Annotated in this window: 11 protein-coding genes; 4 read left to right on the top strand and 7 right to left on the bottom strand. The window is 72.6% G+C overall.

All coding sequences use genetic code 11. The annotated features are described in order from the left end of the window. Nucleotides 1-117 precede the first annotated feature (117 nt). Both ACIP37_RS16750 and ACIP37_RS16745 read left to right on the top strand, forming a co-directional pair. On the top strand, nucleotides 118-759 hold the full coding sequence (locus tag ACIP37_RS16750; protein ID WP_363582046.1) for a DUF6114 domain-containing protein: 642 nt from the start codon (nucleotides 118-120) through the stop codon (nucleotides 757-759). Next, entirely contained in the window at nucleotides 756-2,204 is a 1,449-nt protein-coding gene (locus ACIP37_RS16745; RefSeq protein ID WP_400806332.1) for a hypothetical protein, read from the top strand. Before ACIP37_RS16750 ends, ACIP37_RS16745 begins: the two co-directional genes overlap by 4 nt. A 101-nt stretch (nucleotides 2,205-2,305) precedes the next feature. On the opposite strand, the gene pyk is transcribed toward ACIP37_RS16745, so the two are convergent. The 3 genes from pyk to pta form a co-directional block, all read right to left on the bottom strand. Beyond that, nucleotides 2,306-3,733 carry a pyruvate kinase gene (gene pyk, locus ACIP37_RS16740; protein WP_063347766.1) on the bottom strand — a complete coding sequence of 476 codons (1,428 nt, stop codon included), beginning with the start codon at nucleotides 3,731-3,733 and terminating at the stop codon, nucleotides 2,306-2,308. A 94-nt stretch (nucleotides 3,734-3,827) separates the two neighbouring features. Next, nucleotides 3,828-5,042, bottom strand: a complete 1,215-nt coding sequence (locus ACIP37_RS16735; protein ID WP_363582050.1) for an acetate kinase — start codon at nucleotides 5,040-5,042, stop codon at nucleotides 3,828-3,830. Next, a complete protein-coding gene (gene pta, locus ACIP37_RS16730; protein WP_400806328.1) occupies nucleotides 5,039-7,192 on the bottom strand; it encodes a phosphate acetyltransferase in 2,154 nt (717 codons plus the stop codon). The genes ACIP37_RS16735 and pta overlap by 4 nt, the downstream gene beginning before the upstream one ends. Nucleotides 7,193-7,370: 178 nt before the next feature. Between pta and ACIP37_RS16725 the strand changes: the two genes are divergently transcribed. Both ACIP37_RS16725 and ACIP37_RS16720 read left to right on the top strand, forming a co-directional pair. Next, entirely contained in the window at nucleotides 7,371-7,652 is a 282-nt protein-coding gene (locus ACIP37_RS16725; protein ID WP_363582054.1) for a type II toxin-antitoxin system prevent-host-death family antitoxin, read from the top strand. Beyond that, nucleotides 7,649-8,053, top strand: a complete 405-nt coding sequence (locus tag ACIP37_RS16720; protein ID WP_363628719.1) for a type II toxin-antitoxin system VapC family toxin — start codon at nucleotides 7,649-7,651, stop codon at nucleotides 8,051-8,053. Before ACIP37_RS16725 ends, ACIP37_RS16720 begins: the two co-directional genes overlap by 4 nt. A 48-nt stretch (nucleotides 8,054-8,101) precedes the next feature. Here ACIP37_RS16720 and glgB read toward each other — a convergent pair whose 3' ends face one another. From glgB to ACIP37_RS16700, 4 genes are all read right to left on the bottom strand, one after another. Further along, on the bottom strand, nucleotides 8,102-10,504 hold the full coding sequence (gene glgB, locus ACIP37_RS16715; protein WP_363582058.1) for a 1,4-alpha-glucan branching enzyme: 2,403 nt from the start codon (nucleotides 10,502-10,504) through the stop codon (nucleotides 8,102-8,104). 109 nt (nucleotides 10,505-10,613) lie between these two features. Then, on the bottom strand, nucleotides 10,614-12,104 hold the full coding sequence (locus tag ACIP37_RS16710; protein ID WP_363582060.1) for a maltokinase N-terminal cap-like domain-containing protein: 1,491 nt from the start codon (nucleotides 12,102-12,104) through the stop codon (nucleotides 10,614-10,616). A 241-nt stretch (nucleotides 12,105-12,345) separates the two neighbouring features. Beyond that, the gene (gene treS / locus ACIP37_RS16705; RefSeq protein ID WP_063347760.1) at nucleotides 12,346-14,070 is read right to left on the bottom strand and encodes a maltose alpha-D-glucosyltransferase; all 1,725 of its coding nucleotides are present in this window, start codon (nucleotides 14,068-14,070) and stop codon (nucleotides 12,346-12,348) included. Then, nucleotides 14,067-16,022, bottom strand: a complete 1,956-nt coding sequence (locus ACIP37_RS16700; protein ID WP_363582158.1) for an alpha-1,4-glucan--maltose-1-phosphate maltosyltransferase — start codon at nucleotides 16,020-16,022, stop codon at nucleotides 14,067-14,069. Before ACIP37_RS16700 ends, treS begins: the two co-directional genes overlap by 4 nt. Between the last annotated feature and the right edge of the window lie 782 nt (nucleotides 16,023-16,804).

Genomic DNA, 16,804 nt, shown 5'->3' with positions numbered 1-16,804 from the left:
CGGACCGGGCCCGGTCCGCCGCCCCGACGGCACCTGTGGGACCGGTGGTGGCGCGTGCGCCGTCGCCGGATCCCGTGTCTCGTCCATCCCTCGTTCACACCATCGAGGAGCTGCACCGTGTCCAGCGCCCTTGCCTCATTCCGGCCCGCCGAGCACGAGAACCCCGTCCAGTGGCTGCGCCGGGTGTTCCGTACCTTCCGTCGGACGCGGCCGTACTACGGCGGCCTGCTGGCCATGATCGCCGGCGTCCCGATCATGTACTTCCCGTACGCCAAGCTCTCGTTGGGCGGCATGACGGTGGCCATGGCCACCACGGCGGGCGCCGGATCGCTGATCATCGGCGTGCTGCTGATCGTGCTCGGGCTGACCGCGTGGTTCCAGCCGACCGTGCGGGTCTTCGCGGGAGTCGCCACCACGCTGCTGACGCTGGTCTCGATCCCGGTCTCCAACCTGGCCGGGTTCGGCCTGGCGCTGCTGCCGGGGCTGATCGGCGGCGGCCTGATGGCGTCCTGGGCGCCACTGCCGGAGCCGAAGGCGGCCAAGACCGCCGTCGCCGCGAGCGTCGCCGCCGAGGCCCCTGCTCCTGAGGCCGCCGCACTTGGGACACCGGCCTCCGAGGCCGCCGTCGGCGAGAGCGCGGCCGTCGTCGAGAGCGTCGCCACCGAGCCCGCGGCGGCCGGAGCGCCCACCGCGAAGCTGCCCGCACAGGCCGCGTCGAACGAGCAGGCCGCCGCCGTGGACCCGAAGGAGGCGCGGTGAGCGCGTCGGAGGACCAACCGCAGCGCGCCGGTCGACACGCGGCGCCGCGCACGCCCGTCCGGGTCCGGCTGAGAGGCCGCGCGCTGGCGATGGCCGCGGTGCCGACGGCGCTGCTGATGGCCGCCGCGTACACCCCCAACCCGGCCGTCGCCGAGTCGACGGCGGGCAAGCCCTGTGGGACCGCGCCCGCCACCGTGCCGGACGTCGCACCGCTGGAGACGCCCGTCCCCAAGAGCGAGCTGCCCGAGCCGCCGCCCGGTCCGTCCACGGCGCCCCCCACCGTGCCCTCGACGGCGCCCTCGACGGGGCCGAGCGCGATCCCCACCCAGACGCCGACCACCGCGCCCACCCAGCAGCCCTCCGCGCCGGCCGGTACGCCGAGCGCCGGCGCGACGCCGACCGGCGCCCCGACCGGCGTGGCCACCACCCCGGCGACCACGCCGCCGGCCGCCCGCTCCGCCGCTCCCGGCGGTTCGGACACGGTCCACCGGGCCGGGCTGATCGACGACGTCCTGGGCGGCGTCAACCACCTGCTGGACCCGGGTGGTTCACCGAGCCCGACGCCGAGCGCCAAGTCGACCGGCACCCCCGCGCCGGCCACCACCCAGGCCCCCGCGCCGGCCGTCCCGGCCCCGCGCACCGGGACGCCGGCCCAGCCGCAGGCCCCGACGGCCGGGGCCCCGGCCGACGCGCGGCCCGGCACCCCGCCGCCCGCCGCCGACAGCGGCGAGCAGACCCCGGCGGGCGACCAGGCCTCGCCCGCCGCGACGGCCTCCGCCGCCGGTGGCCCGGCCGGCGGCACGACGGGGAAGCCGAGCGGCAAGGCGAGCCCGAGTACGGCCCCCGCCACCCCGTCCGGGGCCGCCGGCGACACCCCGGCGTCCTCGCCGAGCGCGAACCCCAACTGCGCGGTGGACACCAGCGGCCTGACCGCCGGCGCGCCCGCCACCGGGGACGTCGTCCCGCAGCAGAACTGGACGCTGGCGACCAGCCGGCTGGCGCTGCACGGCGCGGCCTTCCACGGCGTCTACGACGTGCGGACCCCGACCGGCACCAAGCGGGTGCTGAAGTTCGTGGTGGACAGCGTCGACATCGACAACCTCGACATGTCGACGTTGCAGGGCAACGGCAAGACCTTCCACGTGAAGGGCGCCCCCGGCTCGACCTCGACCATGCGCAAGGGCCCGGTCACGATGTACGTGGAGCGACTGTCCGGCCACCTCTCCAAGGTGCTCGGCCTGCCGATCCCGATCGACCTGGGCGAGATCACCCTCACCCCGGACACCCTGCCGCGCTGGCTGTACGACCTGATCGGCTCGATCCCGATCCCGCTGGACCTGGAGCTGACCGGGGTCACCGCCAAGCAGGCCGGCCAGTTCGGCGGCACGCTGACCATTCCCGGCATGCGCCTGTTCAACGACGACGCGCCCTACAGCGACAAGTAGGCGACCGGTAGCCGCGCCACGGCGGCGGCGACGTCGCGAGAACGCCCGTGGGGCGGCCCTCCACCGGAGGACCGCCCCACGGGCGTCGGAACCACGGGGTGTTACTCGCCCCGGGTGCCCAGGTGGTGCACCTGGACCATGTTGGTGTTGCCGGGGATGCCGGGGGGCGAGCCGGCGGTGACGATGACGGTCGCGCCCTCGGCGAGCTGGCCCATGCTGAGCAGTTCGCGGTCGACCTGGGCGACCATCGCGTCGGTGGACCCGACCTGCTCGGTGACGTGCGCCTCGACGCCCCAGCTCAGCGAGAGCTGGTTGCGGGTGGCGACGTCCGGGGTGAACGCGATCACCGGGATCGGCGAACGGTAGCGGGACAGGCGGCGGGCGGTGTCACCGGACTTGGTGAACGCGACCAGCGCCTGGCCGTTCAGGAAGTCGCCCAGCTCGCACGCGGCGCGGGCGATCGAGCCGCCCTGGGTGCGCGGCTTGCGACCCGGGTTGAGCGGCTGGAGGCCCTGGGAAAGCAGCTCCTCCTCGGCCCTCTCGGCGATCCGGCTCATGGTGCGGACGGTCTCGATCGGGTACTTGCCGACGCTCGACTCGGCGGACAGCATGACCGCGTCGGTGCCGTCCAGGATGGCGTTGGCGACGTCGGAGACCTCGGCGCGGGTGGGGCGCGAGGCGTGGATCATCGACTCCATCATCTGGGTGGCGACGATGACGGGCTTGGCGTTGCGGCGGGCCAGCGTGATCAGCTGCTTCTGGACCAGCGGCACCCGCTCCAGCGGGTACTCGACGGCCAGGTCGCCGCGGGCGACCATGATGGCGTCGAAGGCGAGGACGATCTCCTCCATGGCCTCGACGGCCTGCGGCTTCTCGATCTTGGCGATGACCGGCACGCGGATGCCGACCTCGTCCATGACCTCGTGGACGTCCTTGACGTCGTCCGCGTTGCGGACGAAGGACAGGGCGACCATGTCGACGCCCAGGCGCAGCGAGAAGCGCAGGTCGTCCTTGTCCTTCTCGGACAGGGCGGGCACGTTCACGGCCGCGCCGGGCAGGTTGATGCCCTTGTTGTTCGAGAGCACGCCGCCCTCGATCACCACGGTCTTCACCCGCGGGCCGTCGACGCTGACGACCTCCAGGGCGATGACGCCGTCGTTGATCAGGATCGGGTCGCCGGGCTTGACGTCGCCGGGCAGGCCCTTGTAGGTGGTGCCGCAGATGTGCTGGTCACCGGGGACGTCCTCGGTGGTGATGGTGAACTCGTCGCCGTTGTCGACGGTCACCGGGCCGTTGGCGAAGGTCGCCAGACGGATCTTGGGACCCTGGAGGTCGGCCAGGACGCCGATGGCCTTGCCGGTGTCCTCCGAGACCTGGCGGACCTTGCGGTACCGCTCCTCGTGGTCCGCGTGGTTGCCGTGGCTCATGTTCAGTCGGGCGACGTTCATGCCCGCCTCGACGATGGCCTTCAGCTGTTCGTAGGAGTCCGTCGCCGGACCCAGGGTGCAGACAATTTTCGCTCGGCGCATATGGATCAGTCTATCCGTTCGTGTTATAGGTGCATTCGGCACGAATCGTGAGGAATCGCCAACGAAGGATCCCGAGGGGCGAGACGGCGTCCGGTCAGTCCCCGGACCGCCGGTGGACCAGGGCGAAGGCCTGTCGGGCGATCTCCAGTTCCTCGTCGGTGGGCACCACGGCGACCGCCACCCGGGCGTACGCGGGCGAGATGATCCGGGCCTCGCCGGAGCGCACCGAGTTCAGCTCGGGGTCGACCGCGATGCCCAGTTCGTCCAGCCCGGCGGTGGCCGCCGCGCGCACCGGCGCCGCGTTCTCCCCGACGCCCGCGGTGAACGCGATCGCGTCCACCCGGCCGAGCACGGCGTAGTAGCCGCCGATGTACTTGCGCAGCCGGTGGATGTACGCGTCGAAGGCGAGCTTCGCGTCGGCGTCCCCGGCCCCGGCCCGGCGCATGATCTCGCGCATGTCGTTGTCGCCGCACAGGCCGCGCAGACCGCTGCGGCGGTTGAGCAGGTCGTCGATCTCGTCGATCGACAGCCCGCCCACCCGGTGCAGGTGGAACACCACACCGGCGTCGATGTCGCCCGAGCGGGTGCCCATGACCAGGCCCTCCAGCGGGGTCAGGCCCATCGAGGTGTCCAGGCAGCGACCACCGGCGACCGCCGAGGCGGAGGCGCCGTTGCCCAGGTGCAGCACGATCACGTTCACCTCGGCCGGGTCCTTGCCGAGCAGCCGGGCGGTGGCCCGCGAGACGTACTGGTGCGAGGTGCCGTGGAAGCCGTAGCGGCGCACCCGGTGCTCGTCGGCCACGGCCTTGTCGATCGCGTACCGGGCCGAGAACTCGGGCATCGAGGCGTGGAAGGCGGTGTCGAAGACGGCCACCTGGGGGAGGTCCGGGCGCAGCGCGCGGGCCACCTCGATGCCGGTGATGTTGGCCGGGTTGTGCAGCGGCGCGACCGGGATCAGCCGGCGGATCTCCTTGAGCACGTCGTCGGTGACCACGGTCGGCTCGGTGAACCGCTTGCCGCCGTGCACCACCCGGTGGCCGATCGCGGCCAGCTCGGGGGAGTCCAGCCCGAGGCCGTCGGCGGCCAGCTCCTCGGCGACGGCCTTCAGGGCGGCGGAGTGGTCCGGGAAGAGCTGCGGCAGCTCGCGCGGCCCGCCCGAGTGCGGGGTGTGCACCAGCCGCCCGCCGGGCTCGCCGATCCGCTCCACCAGGCCGGAGGCCAGCCGGGCACCGTCCAGCATGTCGATCAGCTGGTACTTCACCGACGAGGAGCCGGCGTTCAGGACGAGAACGCGCGTTCCTTCGCTCATGCCTTCGGCTCCTTCTCGTCCTGGGCCTGGATGGCGGTGATCGCGACGGTGTTGACGATGTCCTGGACCAGCGCGCCGCGCGAGAGGTCGTTGACGGGCTTGCGCAGGCCCTGGAGGACGGGGCCGACCGCCACCGCGCCCGCCGAGCGCTGGACCGCCTTGTAGGTGTTGTTGCCGGTGTTGAGGTCCGGGAAGATCAGCACGGTCGCCCGGCCCGCCACCGCGGAGCCCGGCAGCTTGGTGGCCGCGACGTGGGCGTCCACCGCCGCGTCGTACTGGATCGGGCCCTCGACCAGGATGTCCGGCCGCAGCTCGCGGACCAGCTCGGTGGCCTTGCGGACCTTGTCGACGTCCGCGCCGGACCCGGAGGTGCCGGTCGAGTACGAGAGCATCGCGACCCGCGGCTCCACCCCGAACTGGGCGGCGGTGGCGGCGGACTGGATCGCGATGTCGGCCAGCTGCTGGGCGTCCGGGTCGGGGTTGACCGCGCAGTCGCCGTACACCAGCACCTTGTCGGCCAGGCACATGAAGAAGACGCTCGACACGATGGCCGCGCCCGGCGAGGTCTTGATCACCTCGAAGGCGGGCCGGATGGTCGCGGCGGTGGAGTGCACCGCGCCGGAGACCATGCCGTCGGCGATGCCCTCCTGGACCATCAGGGTGCCGAAGTACGAGACGTCGGTGACCACGTCCAGCGCCAGCTCGACGGTCATCCCCTTGTGGGCGCGCAGCCGGGCGTACAGCTCGGCGAACTGGCGGCGCAGCGGGCTGGTGGTCGGGTCGACGATCCGGACCTGGGCGCGGTCGGTGCCCGACTGCTCCTGCGGGAGGTCGATGCCGAGGCTCGCGGCCTTGCGGCGCACCGCGTCGGCCTCGCCGAGCAGGGTGAGGTCGCAGATGTTGCGGCGCAGCAGGATCTCGGCCGCGCGCAGCACCCGTTCCTCGGTGCCCTCCGGCAGGACGACGTGCCGCCGGCTCGCCCGGGCCCGCTCCAGCAGCTCGTGCTCGAACATCATCGGGGTGACGCGCTCGGACCGGCCGACCTCGATCAGGTTGGTCAACTCGGCCGTGTCGACGTGCAGTTCGAACAGCCCGAGGGCGATCTCGGCCTTCCGCGGACTGGCCGCGGTGAGCTTGCCCTCCAGGTGGGTGAGGGTCGCGGCGGTCGGCCAGCTGCCCTCCGGGACGACCGCGACCGGGGTGCCGGGGGCGAGTCGGGCGGCCAGCGCCATCACGTTCGGGCCGGGGTGCTGGCCGAGCGTCAGCAGCACGCCGGCGATCGGCGGGGCGCCGGCGGCGTGCGCGGCCAGCGAGCCGATCACCAGGTCGGCGCGGTCCCCGGGGGTGACGACCAGGGCGCCCTCGGTCAGGGCGTCCAGGAAGGTGGGCAGCATGGCGCCGCCGAAGACGAAGCCGCGGACGTCCCGGGCCAGGCCGGCGGCGTCCCCGAGCAGGACCTCGGCGCCGGTCGTCTCGACCAGCTGGGCGACGGTCGGCGCGGCCAGCGCCGGCTCCTCCGGGATGACGTAGGCGGGGATCGGCAGCTTCTCGGTGAGCTTGCGCTGGATCCGCTGCTTGGCGCCCGGGGCGACCCGGTTGGCGATCATCGCCAGGGTCTCGCAGCCCAGGTCGGTGAACGCCCGGTGGGCGTTGCGGACCTCGGCGATGACGGCCTCCGGGTCCTCGGCGTGCCCGCCGACCACCGGCAGCACGGCGGCGCCGAACTCGTTGGCCAGCCGGGCGTTGAAGGCCAGCTCGTCCGGGATGTTGGTGTCGGCGAAGTCGGTGCCGAGCACCAGCACCGCCTGGCAGCGCCGCTCCAGCGCGCGGAAGCGGTCGACCAGGGCGGAGACCAGCTCGTCCTGCCCCCGGGCGGCCTGCAGCGCGGCGGCCTCCTCGTAGCTGAGCCCGTACAGCTCGGAACTCGGCAGGTCGATCCGGTACCGGCCGCGCAGCAGCTCCACCACGTGGTCCGAGCCCGGCTCGGACCCGGCCCGGTGGCCGGCAGACGCCCCCGCGTGCGCGTGCACCAGCGGCCGGAACACCCCGACCCGGTCCACCTGGCGGGTGAGCAGTTCCATGACCCCGAGTTCGACCGCCTGCCGGCCGTCCCCCCGGTCGATACCGGTCACGTACACGCTGCGCGCCACGTGGGTGTCTCCGTCCCGTCGTCTCGGAATATGGCCATATCGACCATACCTTCGCACCACGAACGGGCGTCCGCGAGCAGAGCGGCCGAGTCGGGGCAAGGGCTGAACGTCCTGGGCGTGGGGTTTGCGCCGCCGCCCGCCCTTGATGTACCTACATGACGTAGTTACATTGGAGGGCATGGAGACCATGGGACTGCGTGAGCTGAACCAGAACCCGTCCAAGGCGGTCGCGCGGGTCCGGGCCGGCGCGACGATCGTCGTCACCGACCGCGGGCGGCCCGTGCTGAGACTCGTGCCGGAGGAACCCCCGGCGACGGTCCTCGAACGCATGGTCGCGGCCGGCGAGGTCACCCCGCCCGCCGAGGAGGGCATGCCCGAGCTGGCCCTCGACCTGTTGCCGGAGATCGGCAGCCTCTCGGACCTCCTGGTGGAGGACCGCGAACGGGAGCGGAACCGTTGATCTACCTCGACTCCTGCGCGCTGCTGAAGTTCATCAAGCCGGAGCCGGAGACGGCCGCAGTGCGGGCGTGGCGGCAGGCGCTGCCCGCCGGGACCGAGCTGATCACCAGCGCGCTGGCCCGGCTGGAGATCACCCGCACCCTGCTCCGCGCGGGCCTGGCCCACCAGCAGGTCCCCTACTACGTGGACCAGGCGCTCCGGGGCAGCCACCAGGTCGACCTCAGCAGCGCGGTGCTCGCCCGGGCGCTCTCCTACCGCACTCCGCGCCTCGGCTCGCTGGACGCGTTGCACCTGGCCAGCGCGGACCCGTTCCGCACGGAGCTGACCGAGTTCATCACCTACGACCGCGAGCTGGGCAGGGCCGCGGAGGACCTCGGCTTCCCGGTGTCGGCGCCGAGCTGAGCGCCTGCCCGGCCGGGCAGGCGCTCAGACACTCTGGTGCTCAGGCCCTCAGCGGGCCGGGCGGAGCCAGAGGGTGGCGAGCGGGGGGAGGACCAGTTCGGCGGAGCGGGGCTGGTCGTGCCAGGGGGTCGGTTCGGCCTTGACCGGGTGGGAGTTGCCGATGCCGCCGCCGCCGTAGGCCTCGGCGTCGGTGTTGAGCAGTTCCTCCCACAGCTGGTCGCGGCCGTCCAGGTCGGGCAGACCGACCCGGTGGCCGTGCCGGACGACGGGGGAGAAGTTGCAGACCGCGACCAGCGGCGAGCCGTCGGCCCCGTACCGGACGAAGGAGAGCAGGTTGTCCTCGGCGGCGCCGCCGTCGAGCCAGCGGAAGCCGTCCGGGGTGGTGTCCCGCTCCCAGAGGGCGGGGGTGTCCAGGTAGTGCCGGTTGAGGTCGCGGACCAGCCGGCGGACGCCGCGGTGGTCCTGGTGGGCGGGCCACTGCTCGTCGAGCACCCACCACTGCGGGCCCTGCTCGTGGTCCCATTCAGCTCCCTGGGCGAACTCCTGTCCCATGAAGAGCAGTTGCTTGCCCGGGTGGGACCACATGAAGCCCAGGTAGGCGCGGTGGTTGGCGCGCTGCTGCCACCAGTCGCCGGGCATCTTGGAGACCAGCGCCTGCTTGCCGTGCACCACCTCGTCGTGCGAGATCGGCAGGACGTAGTTCTCCGAGTAGGCGTACACCATCGAGAAGGTGATCTCGTTGTGGTGGAACTTGCGGTGCACCGGCTCCTTGGACATGTAGACCAGCGAGTCGTGCATCCAGCCCATGTTCCACTTGAGCCCGAAGCCGAGGCCGCCGGCGTCGGTCGGGCGGGTGACGCCGTCCCAGGCGGTGGACTCCTCGGCGATGGTGACCACGCCGGGGCAGCGCCGGTAGACGGTGGCGTTCATCTCCTGGAGGAACGCGGCCGCGTCCGGGTTCTCCCGGCCGCCGTGCTGGTTGGGCGTCCAGGCGCCGCCCTCGCGGGAGTAGTCGAGGTAGAGCATCGAGGCGACGGCGTCCACCCGCAGGCCGTCGATGTGGAACTCCTCGCACCAGTAGACCGCGTTGGCGACGAGGAAGTTGCGCACCTCCGTGCGGCCGTAGTCGAACTCCAGGGTTCCCCAGTCGGGGTGCTCGGCGCGCAGCGGGTCGGCCGGCTCGTACAGCGGCTCGCCGTCGAAGCGGGCGAGCGCGAAGGCGTCCTTGGGGAAGTGGGCGGGCACCCAGTCGACGATCACGCCGATGCCGTGCCGGTGCAGGGTGTCGACCAGGTGGCGGAAGTCGTCGGGGCTGCCGAGCCGGGCGGTGGGGGCGTAGTAGCCGGACACCTGGTAGCCCCAGGAGCCGCCGAAGGGGTGCTCCATGACCGGCATGAACTCCACGTGGGTGAAGTTCAACTCCTTGAGGTAGCGCGGCAGTTCCTCGGCGATGGCGCGGTAGCTGGTGAGGTCGGGCCGCCAGGAGGCCAGGTGCAGCTCGTAGACGGACATCGGCGCCCGGTGGTGTGCGGCGCGGGCCCGGCGGGCCATCCAGTCGCCGTCCTGCCAGCGGTAGTCGGAGGAGGTGACCACCGAGGCGGTGGCGGGCGGGCACTGGGCGGCCCGGGCGAGCGGGTCGGCCTTGTCGAGCACCCAGCCCTGCCGGGTGTGGATCTCGTACTTGTACGCGGCGCCCTCGGCGAGGCCCGGGACGAAGAGCTCCCAGATGCCGGACGAGCCGAGCGAGCGCATCGGGTGCCCGGTGCCGTCCCAGTGGTTGAAGTCGCCGATCAGCCGGACGCCGACGGCGTTCGGCGCCCAGACCGCGAAGGCGGTGCCGGCGACGCCGTCGACGGTGCGCACGTGCGAGCCGAGGGCCTGCCATAGCTGCTCGTGCCGGCCTTCGGAGATCAGGTGCAGGTCGAGTTCGCCGAGGGTGGGCGGGGTGCGGTAGCCGTCGTGCTGGGCCAGCGGCTCGCCGCCGGGGTAGGTCACCAGCAGCCGGTAGTCCACGGCGTCGGCGCCGGCCACCAGCCCCGTGAACAACCCGCCCTGCTGATGGGTGAGTTCGGCCGGGCCCTGGGTGGTCTCGACGACCACCCGCTCGGCGAACGGGCGCAGCACCCGGATCGCGGTGCCGCCGTGCACCGGGTGCGCGCTGAGCAGGGCGTGCGGGTCGTGGTGCTGCCCGCCGACCAGCCGGTCCACCTCGGACGGCGGCAGCGGCGCCTCGGGCAGGCGCAGCGAGGCCGTGGGCGGGGCCGTGACCGGTGCGGACGCCGCGACTGGTGCGGACGCCGCGACTGGTACGGACTCCTCCGTCGGGGCGGGTTCGCCGGCCGGCCCGGACTCCTCGGCCGGGACGGGCTCGGGCCGGGGCGAGTCCGGGCCGGCCAGGAAGGTGGCCGGGACGGGGCGGGTGGTGCGGCCGGGCGGGTCGAGCGGCGTCACGGCTGGGTCCTCCTGCGACGGGGGGTGGGCTAACTCCAGGGCGGCGGAACCGGGGGTGCGGGTGGGGCAGGGGGCGGGTAGGGCAGGGGGTGCGGGCGGGCCGGAGCGGTCAGACGGTGAGGGCGAGCCGGTTGATCGCGGCGAGCGGGATCGGCAGCCAGCTCGGCCGGTGCCGGGCCTCGTACACGACCTCGTACACCGCCTTGTCGATCTCCAGGGCCCGCATCAGCTCCGGTGAGGCCGCCGGGTCGGCGCCGCCGCCGGCGGTGTAGCCGGCGCAGAAGGCGGTGCGGTTGCGCTGGGCCCAGGCGGCGGCGAGGTGGGCGAGTTCCGGATCGACCGGGCCGCCGGCGAGCAGGTGGGCGGCCGCGTAGTCGAAGGAGCGGAGCATGGCGGCGACGTCGCGCAGCGCGGGCTGGGGTTCGCGGCGTTCGTTGACGGACTTGGCGGGTTCGCCCTCGAAGTCCAGCAGCACCCAGCCGTGCGGGGTGCGCATGGCCTGTCCGAGGTGCAGGTCGCCGTGGATGCGCTGGACGGGCAGGCCGTCGGGGTGGGCGTCGGCGAGTTGCTGGAAGGCGGTGCGCAGTGCGGCCCGGTAGCGCAGCAGGCCGGGGACGGCGGCGACGGCGCTGTCCAGCCGGTCGGCCATGGTGGTGGCGAGCCGGCTGGTCTGGGCGCGGTCGAGCCGGGCGACCGGCATCGAGCGGGCCAGGACCCGGTGGACTTCGGCGGTGGCCCGGCCGAGCCGGTGGGCCTCGATGGCGAAGTTGCCGGGGGAGGGGTCGCCCTTGAGCCGGCCGACCTGGTCGAGGGCGAGCTCCCAGCCGTCCTCGGCGTCCGGCAGGTAGCGCTGGAGCAGCCCGAGGGTGGCGGGTTCGGCGCGTTCCAGCCGGCTCTCGAACCAGGCGGCGACCCGGGGGATCCGGGTGGAGCCGGCCCGGGAGAGGGCGAGGGAGAGTTCGAGGTCGGGGTTGGTGCCGGGGTGGATGCGGCGGAACAGCTTGAGGATGTACGAGGTGCCGTAGATGACCGAGCTGTTGGACTGCTCGGCGGTGGAGGCGCGGCCTGGGAGGTTGGCGGGGAGCCCGGAGCCGGGGGTCCGGCGGAAGGACAGCGAGCCGAACCGGTCGCCGGTGGCGAGGTGTTCCAGCAGCCGCCCGGTGAGTTCGGGGTCGTGGACGGCGTCGTAGAGCGCCGCGCCGTCGTACGGGCCCTGGTTGAGCCGGCCGAGCACGGCGCTGGGCTCGATGTCCGCGGGCCCCTCCGAGCGGATGCCGAGCAGGAGTTGGTAGATGTCGCCGTGCGGGGCGCCGGCCGTGGTGGCGTGCTCGACCCGCAGCAGCAGGTGCAGCAGGGCGGGGTCGCCGACCTGGAGCGGGGTTCCGACCATCGGGGTGAGGCCGGTGATGGGCCGTCCCTTTCCGGCGTACCACCGCTGGGTGGGGAGCCACTCGGCGATCAGCGGCAGCGCGGCCTGGACGAGTTCGCTGACCCCCAGGGCGGTTCTCCGGGCCCCGGTGCTCCGCGCGCCCGCCGGCGCGGCGGTGTCGGCGGGGGCGTCCTGCTGCACATGGGCTTGAGAACGGGAGGTTTCGGACATGACTCCCTTTCCCCGGAAGCGGGCGGACTGCCCGACGGGTCTGGCCGGGTCCGTCAGTCTTCCGGATTTCGGCGGCGCGGCGGCGGCGGCACGCGAGCGGGGCTCAGGTGTCACGCCTTCGTGTGGGTGGCCGTTGGGCTGTTCTCCGTACGCGGCGGTGCAGAGAACTCCGGGGGCGCAGGGGTTCAACTCGCGCCCCCGGAGGGTCTGGTGGTGCTGTGGGGCAGGGTGTGGCGGATCGTTACTTCGAGCGCCTGGTCCCGCTCAGCCGCGGCGGCTGCCGGAGCTGGAACCAGTAGAAGCCGTGGCCGGCCAGCGTGAGCAGGTAGGGCCACTCGCCGATGGAGGGGAAGCGCACCCCGCCGATCAGCTCGACCGGGTACCGTCCGCCGTACTGCCGCAGATCCAGCTCGGTCGGCTGCGCGAACCGCGAGAAGTTGTTCACGCACATGACCAGGTCCCCCTCGTGTTCGCGCACGAAGGCCAGCACGGCGGGGTTGCTGGAGGGCAGTTCGGTGTACGTACCGAGGCCGAACGCCGGATTGAGCTTGCGGATCTCGATCATGCGACGCGTCCAGTGCAGCAGCGAACTCGAACTGCTCTGCTGTGCCTCGACGTTGGTCACCTGGTAGCCGTACACCGGGTCCATGATGGGCGGCAGACTGAGCCTGCCCGGGTCGGCGGAGGAGAAACCCGCGTTGCGGTCCGGGGTCCACTGCATCGGTGTGCGCACGCCGTCCCGGTCGCCCAGCCAGATGTTGTCGCCCATGCCGATCTCGTCCCCGTAGTAGAGGACCGGCGAGCCGGGCAGCGAGAACAGCAGGGCGGTGAACAGCTCGATCTGGTTGCGGTCGTTCTCCAGCAGCGGGGCGAGCCGGCGGCGGATGCCCACGTTGGCGCGCATCCGGGGGTCCTTGGCGTACTCCGCGTACATGTAGTCGCGCTCCTCGTCGGTGACCATCTCCAGGGTCAGCTCGTCGTGGTTGCGCAGGAAGATGCCCCACTGGCAGCCGCCGGGGATCTGCGGGGTCTTGCTGAGGATCTCCGACACCGGGTAGCGGGACTCCCGCCGCACGGCCATGAAGATCCGGGGCATCACCGGGAAGTGGAACGCCATGTGGCACTCGTCGCCGCCCGCGGTGAAGTCGCCGAAGTAGTCGACGACGTCCTCGGGCCACTGGTTGGCCTCGGCCAGCAGGACGGTGTCGGGGTAGTCGGCGTCGATCTCCTTGCGGACCCGCTGGAGGAACTCGTGGGTCTCCGGCAGGTTCTCGCAGTTGGTGCCCTCGCGGGCGAACAGGTACGGCACCGCGTCCAGCCGGAAGCCGTCGATGCCGAGGTCGAGCCAGAACCGCAGTCCGGCGATCATCTCCTGCTGGACGCGGGGGTTGTCGTAGTTGAGGTCCGGCTGGTGGGAGAAGAACCGGTGCCAGAAGTACTGCTTGCGGACCGGGTCGTAGGTCCAGTTGGAGGTCTCGGTGTCGACGAAGATGATCCGGGCGTCCGGGTACTGCTTGTCGTCGTCGGCCCACATGTAGAAGTCGCCGTACGGGCCGTCCGGGTCCGTCCGGGAGGCCTGGAACCACGGGTGCTGGTCGCTGGTGTGGTTCATGACGAAGTCGATGATCACGCGCATGCCGCGGGCGTGCGCGGCGTCGACGAACTCCATGAAGTCGGCGAGGTCGCCGAACTCCGGCAGCACCGACTTGTAGTCGGCCACGTCGTACCCGCCGTCGCGCAGCGGCGAGGCGAAGAACGGCGGGAGCCAGAGGCAGTCGACCCCGAGCCACTGCAGGTAGTCGAGTTTGGTGGTGAGCCCCTTCAGGTCCCCGACCCCGTCGCCGTTGCTGTCCTGGAAGGACCGCACCAGCACCTCGTAGAAGACCGCACGCTTGAACCACTCCGGGTCCAGGTTCTTCTTCGAGGTCTCCGGGAAGGTGTCGGGGACGGGCTCGTTCACAGTCACGCTGGGTTCCTCCGAACCGTGAGGAGGTGAGCCGGCTCGGCTGAGGGATCGAGCCGGACGTAGTTGTGCCGGCCCCAGGTGTAGACGGCGCCGGTGAGCTCGTCGTGCACCGCGTACGGGCCGTCGCCGTCGAGGGTGACGGTGGCCTCCTGGACGTGGTGCGGGTCGAGGTTGACCACGGTGACGACCTGGTCGGTGAGGCCCTCGGGGGTGGTCGCGGTCTTGGAGTAGGCGAGCACCTGGTCGTTGTCGGTGGGGTGGAAGCGCAGGTTGCGCAGCTGCTGGAGGGCGGGGTGGCGCCGGCGCAGCCGGTTCAGCACGGTGAGCAGCGGGGCGAGGGAGTCGGTGCGGGTCCAGTCGCGCGGGCGCAGCTCGTACTTCTCCGAGTGCAGGTACTCCTCGGAGCCGGGGTGGGCCGGCTCGTCCTCGTACAGCTCGAAGCCGGCGTAGACGCCGTAGCTGGGGGCGAGGGTGGCGGCGAGCACGGCGCGGATCGCGAACGCGGCGCGGCCGCCGTGCTGGAGGTAGCCGTGCAGGATGTCCGGGGTGTTGGCGAAGAAGTTGGGCCGCATGTAGGCGGCGGCGTCACCGGTGAGTTCGGTGAGGTACTCGGTGAGTTCCGGCTTGGTGGTGCGCCAGGTGAAGTACGTGTACGACTGGTGGAAACCGATCTTCCCCAGGGTGTGCATCATCGCGGGCCGGGTGAAGGCCTCCGCCAGGAACACGACGTCCGGGTCGGTGCGGGCGATGTCGGCGAGCACCTTCTCCCAGAACGCCACCGGTTTGGTGTGCGGGTTGTCGACCCGGAAGATCCGAACGCCGTGGGACATCCAGAACCGGAGGATCCGGATGGTTTCCTTGACGATTCCGTCCATGTCCTGGTCGAAGTTGATCGGATAGATGTCCTGGTACTTCTTCGGAGGGTTCTCGGCGTACGCGATGGTGCCGTCCGCGCGGTGGCTGAACCATTCCGGGTGCTTGTTCACCCACGGGTGGTCGGGGGAGCACTGGAGGGCGAAGTCCAGCGCCACCTCCAGGCGCAGGGCCTCGGCCTCGGCGACGAAGTGGTCGAAGTCCTCGATCGTGCCGAGGTCGGGGTGGACGGCGTCGTGGCCGCCCTCGGGGGAGCCGATCGCCCAGGGCGAGCCGACGTCGTGCGGACCGGCCGTCAGGGCGTTGTCCGGCCCCTTGCGGAAGGCTCGCCCGATCGGGTGCACCGGCGGCAGGTAGACCACGTCGAAGCCCATCGCGGCGACGGCCGGCAGCCGCTCGGCGGCGGTGCGCAGGGTGCCCGAACGCGGCGGCTCGACGCCGCTCGGATCCACCACCGCGCCCTCCGAGCGGGGGAAGAACTCGTACCAGGAGCCGTACAGCGCGCGCTCGCGGTCCACCTGGAGCGGCAGCGGGCGGGAGGCGCTGAGCAGTTCGCGCAGCGGGTACCGGGCCAGCAGGTCCAGCACCTCGGGGGCGAGCGCGGCGGCCAGCCGGGACAGCGGCGGCAGGCCGGGGTCGCGCAGCGCGTCGGCGGCCGCCAGCACGTGCGCGCGGCCCTCCTTCTTCGGCACGCCGACCGCGGCCTGCTCCAGCAGCCGGGCGCCGTCCTCCAGGACCAGCGCGGTGTCGATCCCGGCGGGCAGCTTCACGGCGGCGGTCCGGCGCCAGGTGGCGACCGGGTCGCTCCACGCCTCGACCAGGTACGACCAGCGGCCGGGCGCGGTCGGGGTGACGTGCGCGCCCCAGCGGTCGGTGCCCTCGGCCAGCTCGCGCATCGGCGTCCACGGGCCGCCGCGGCCGCGCGGGTCGCGCAGCACCACGTTGGCGTTGACGGCGTCGTGGCCCTCGCGGAACACGGTCGCGGTGACCAGGAAGGTCTCGCCGACGACGGCCTTGGCCGGGCGGCGGCCGGAGTCGACGAGGGGGCTGACGTCCAGGACGGGGATGCGGCCGATCACGGTGTCGCTCTCTGTCGTCTTGCGGGCGGCGGGCTTGCGGGCGGAGGCCTTGCGCGGCGCGGCGCCGGAGGCGCCCTCGGCGGTGGTCCCGGCGGTCCCGGCGGCGTCGGCGGGGGCCTTCGCGGTGGCGGCGGCGCGGCGCGTGGTGGTGGTGCGCCTGCGCGGTGCCGCGGTCCGGCCCTCCTCGGCCCCGGGTTGTCGGGCCGCTTCGGCCGGCTCGGTGCGGACCGCCCCGGCGGCCCGCGGTGCCGGCATCGCCGGATCCGTCCGAGTGTCAGAATCCATCCGTCCGGCGGATTCCGCGACCGCTGCGTCGTGGCTGTCGGCCACCGGTGTGGACTGGTCCCGCGTGTCGCCGTGCATGTCAAACTCCTGCCCGAGATCGGCGGCAGCTCCCGCGGGCCGGGGATGGGCCAGGGGAGTACCGGGAGGACTGCTGGGTGGGGAGGACGTGCGACCGGAAGCCTGCCCGCGCCGCCGTCCCCGGCAACCTGCCCGGCGCCCGCCGAGTCCTCGACGGGAGGCCCTGGAGCCGCGCGCGTCCCGGCGCGCGCCTCCAGGGGCACGCCCCTGGGCGACCCGGTCGACCCGTGAACGAGCAGGCCGAGTACGAGGACACGCGTCGGTGCGAGGTGAGCGCCGAATGGGCTAAGAAGAAGGGGAACGATCAACGCGAAAAGGATTCGGACGTGCTGCTTCAAGGCGGACGCCACCCGCCGCCGCACTCCCCGCAGCATCAACGACCTTGAGTCATCCTCGCACCGGGGACAAGACTTTTGCAG

This window comes from Kitasatospora sp. NPDC088861 (assembly GCF_044750105.1).
Classification (GTDB): Bacteria; Actinomycetota; Actinomycetes; order Streptomycetales; family Streptomycetaceae; genus Kitasatospora.
This window is presented reverse-complemented; position numbering and strand designations above follow the sequence as displayed.

Coding starts and splice junctions, on each gene's coding strand:
- ACIP37_RS16725 (WP_363582054.1), top strand. CDS start 7,371: ATGGAGACCATGGGACTGCGTGAGCTGAACCAGAACCCGTCCAAGGCG.
- pyk (WP_063347766.1), bottom strand. CDS start 3,733: ATGCGCCGAGCGAAAATTGTCTGCACCCTGGGTCCGGCGACGGACTCC.
- ACIP37_RS16710 (WP_363582060.1), bottom strand. CDS start 12,104: ATGTCCGAAACCTCCCGTTCTCAAGCCCATGTGCAGCAGGACGCCCCC.
- ACIP37_RS16735 (WP_363582050.1), bottom strand. CDS start 5,042: ATGAGCGAAGGAACGCGCGTTCTCGTCCTGAACGCCGGCTCCTCGTCG.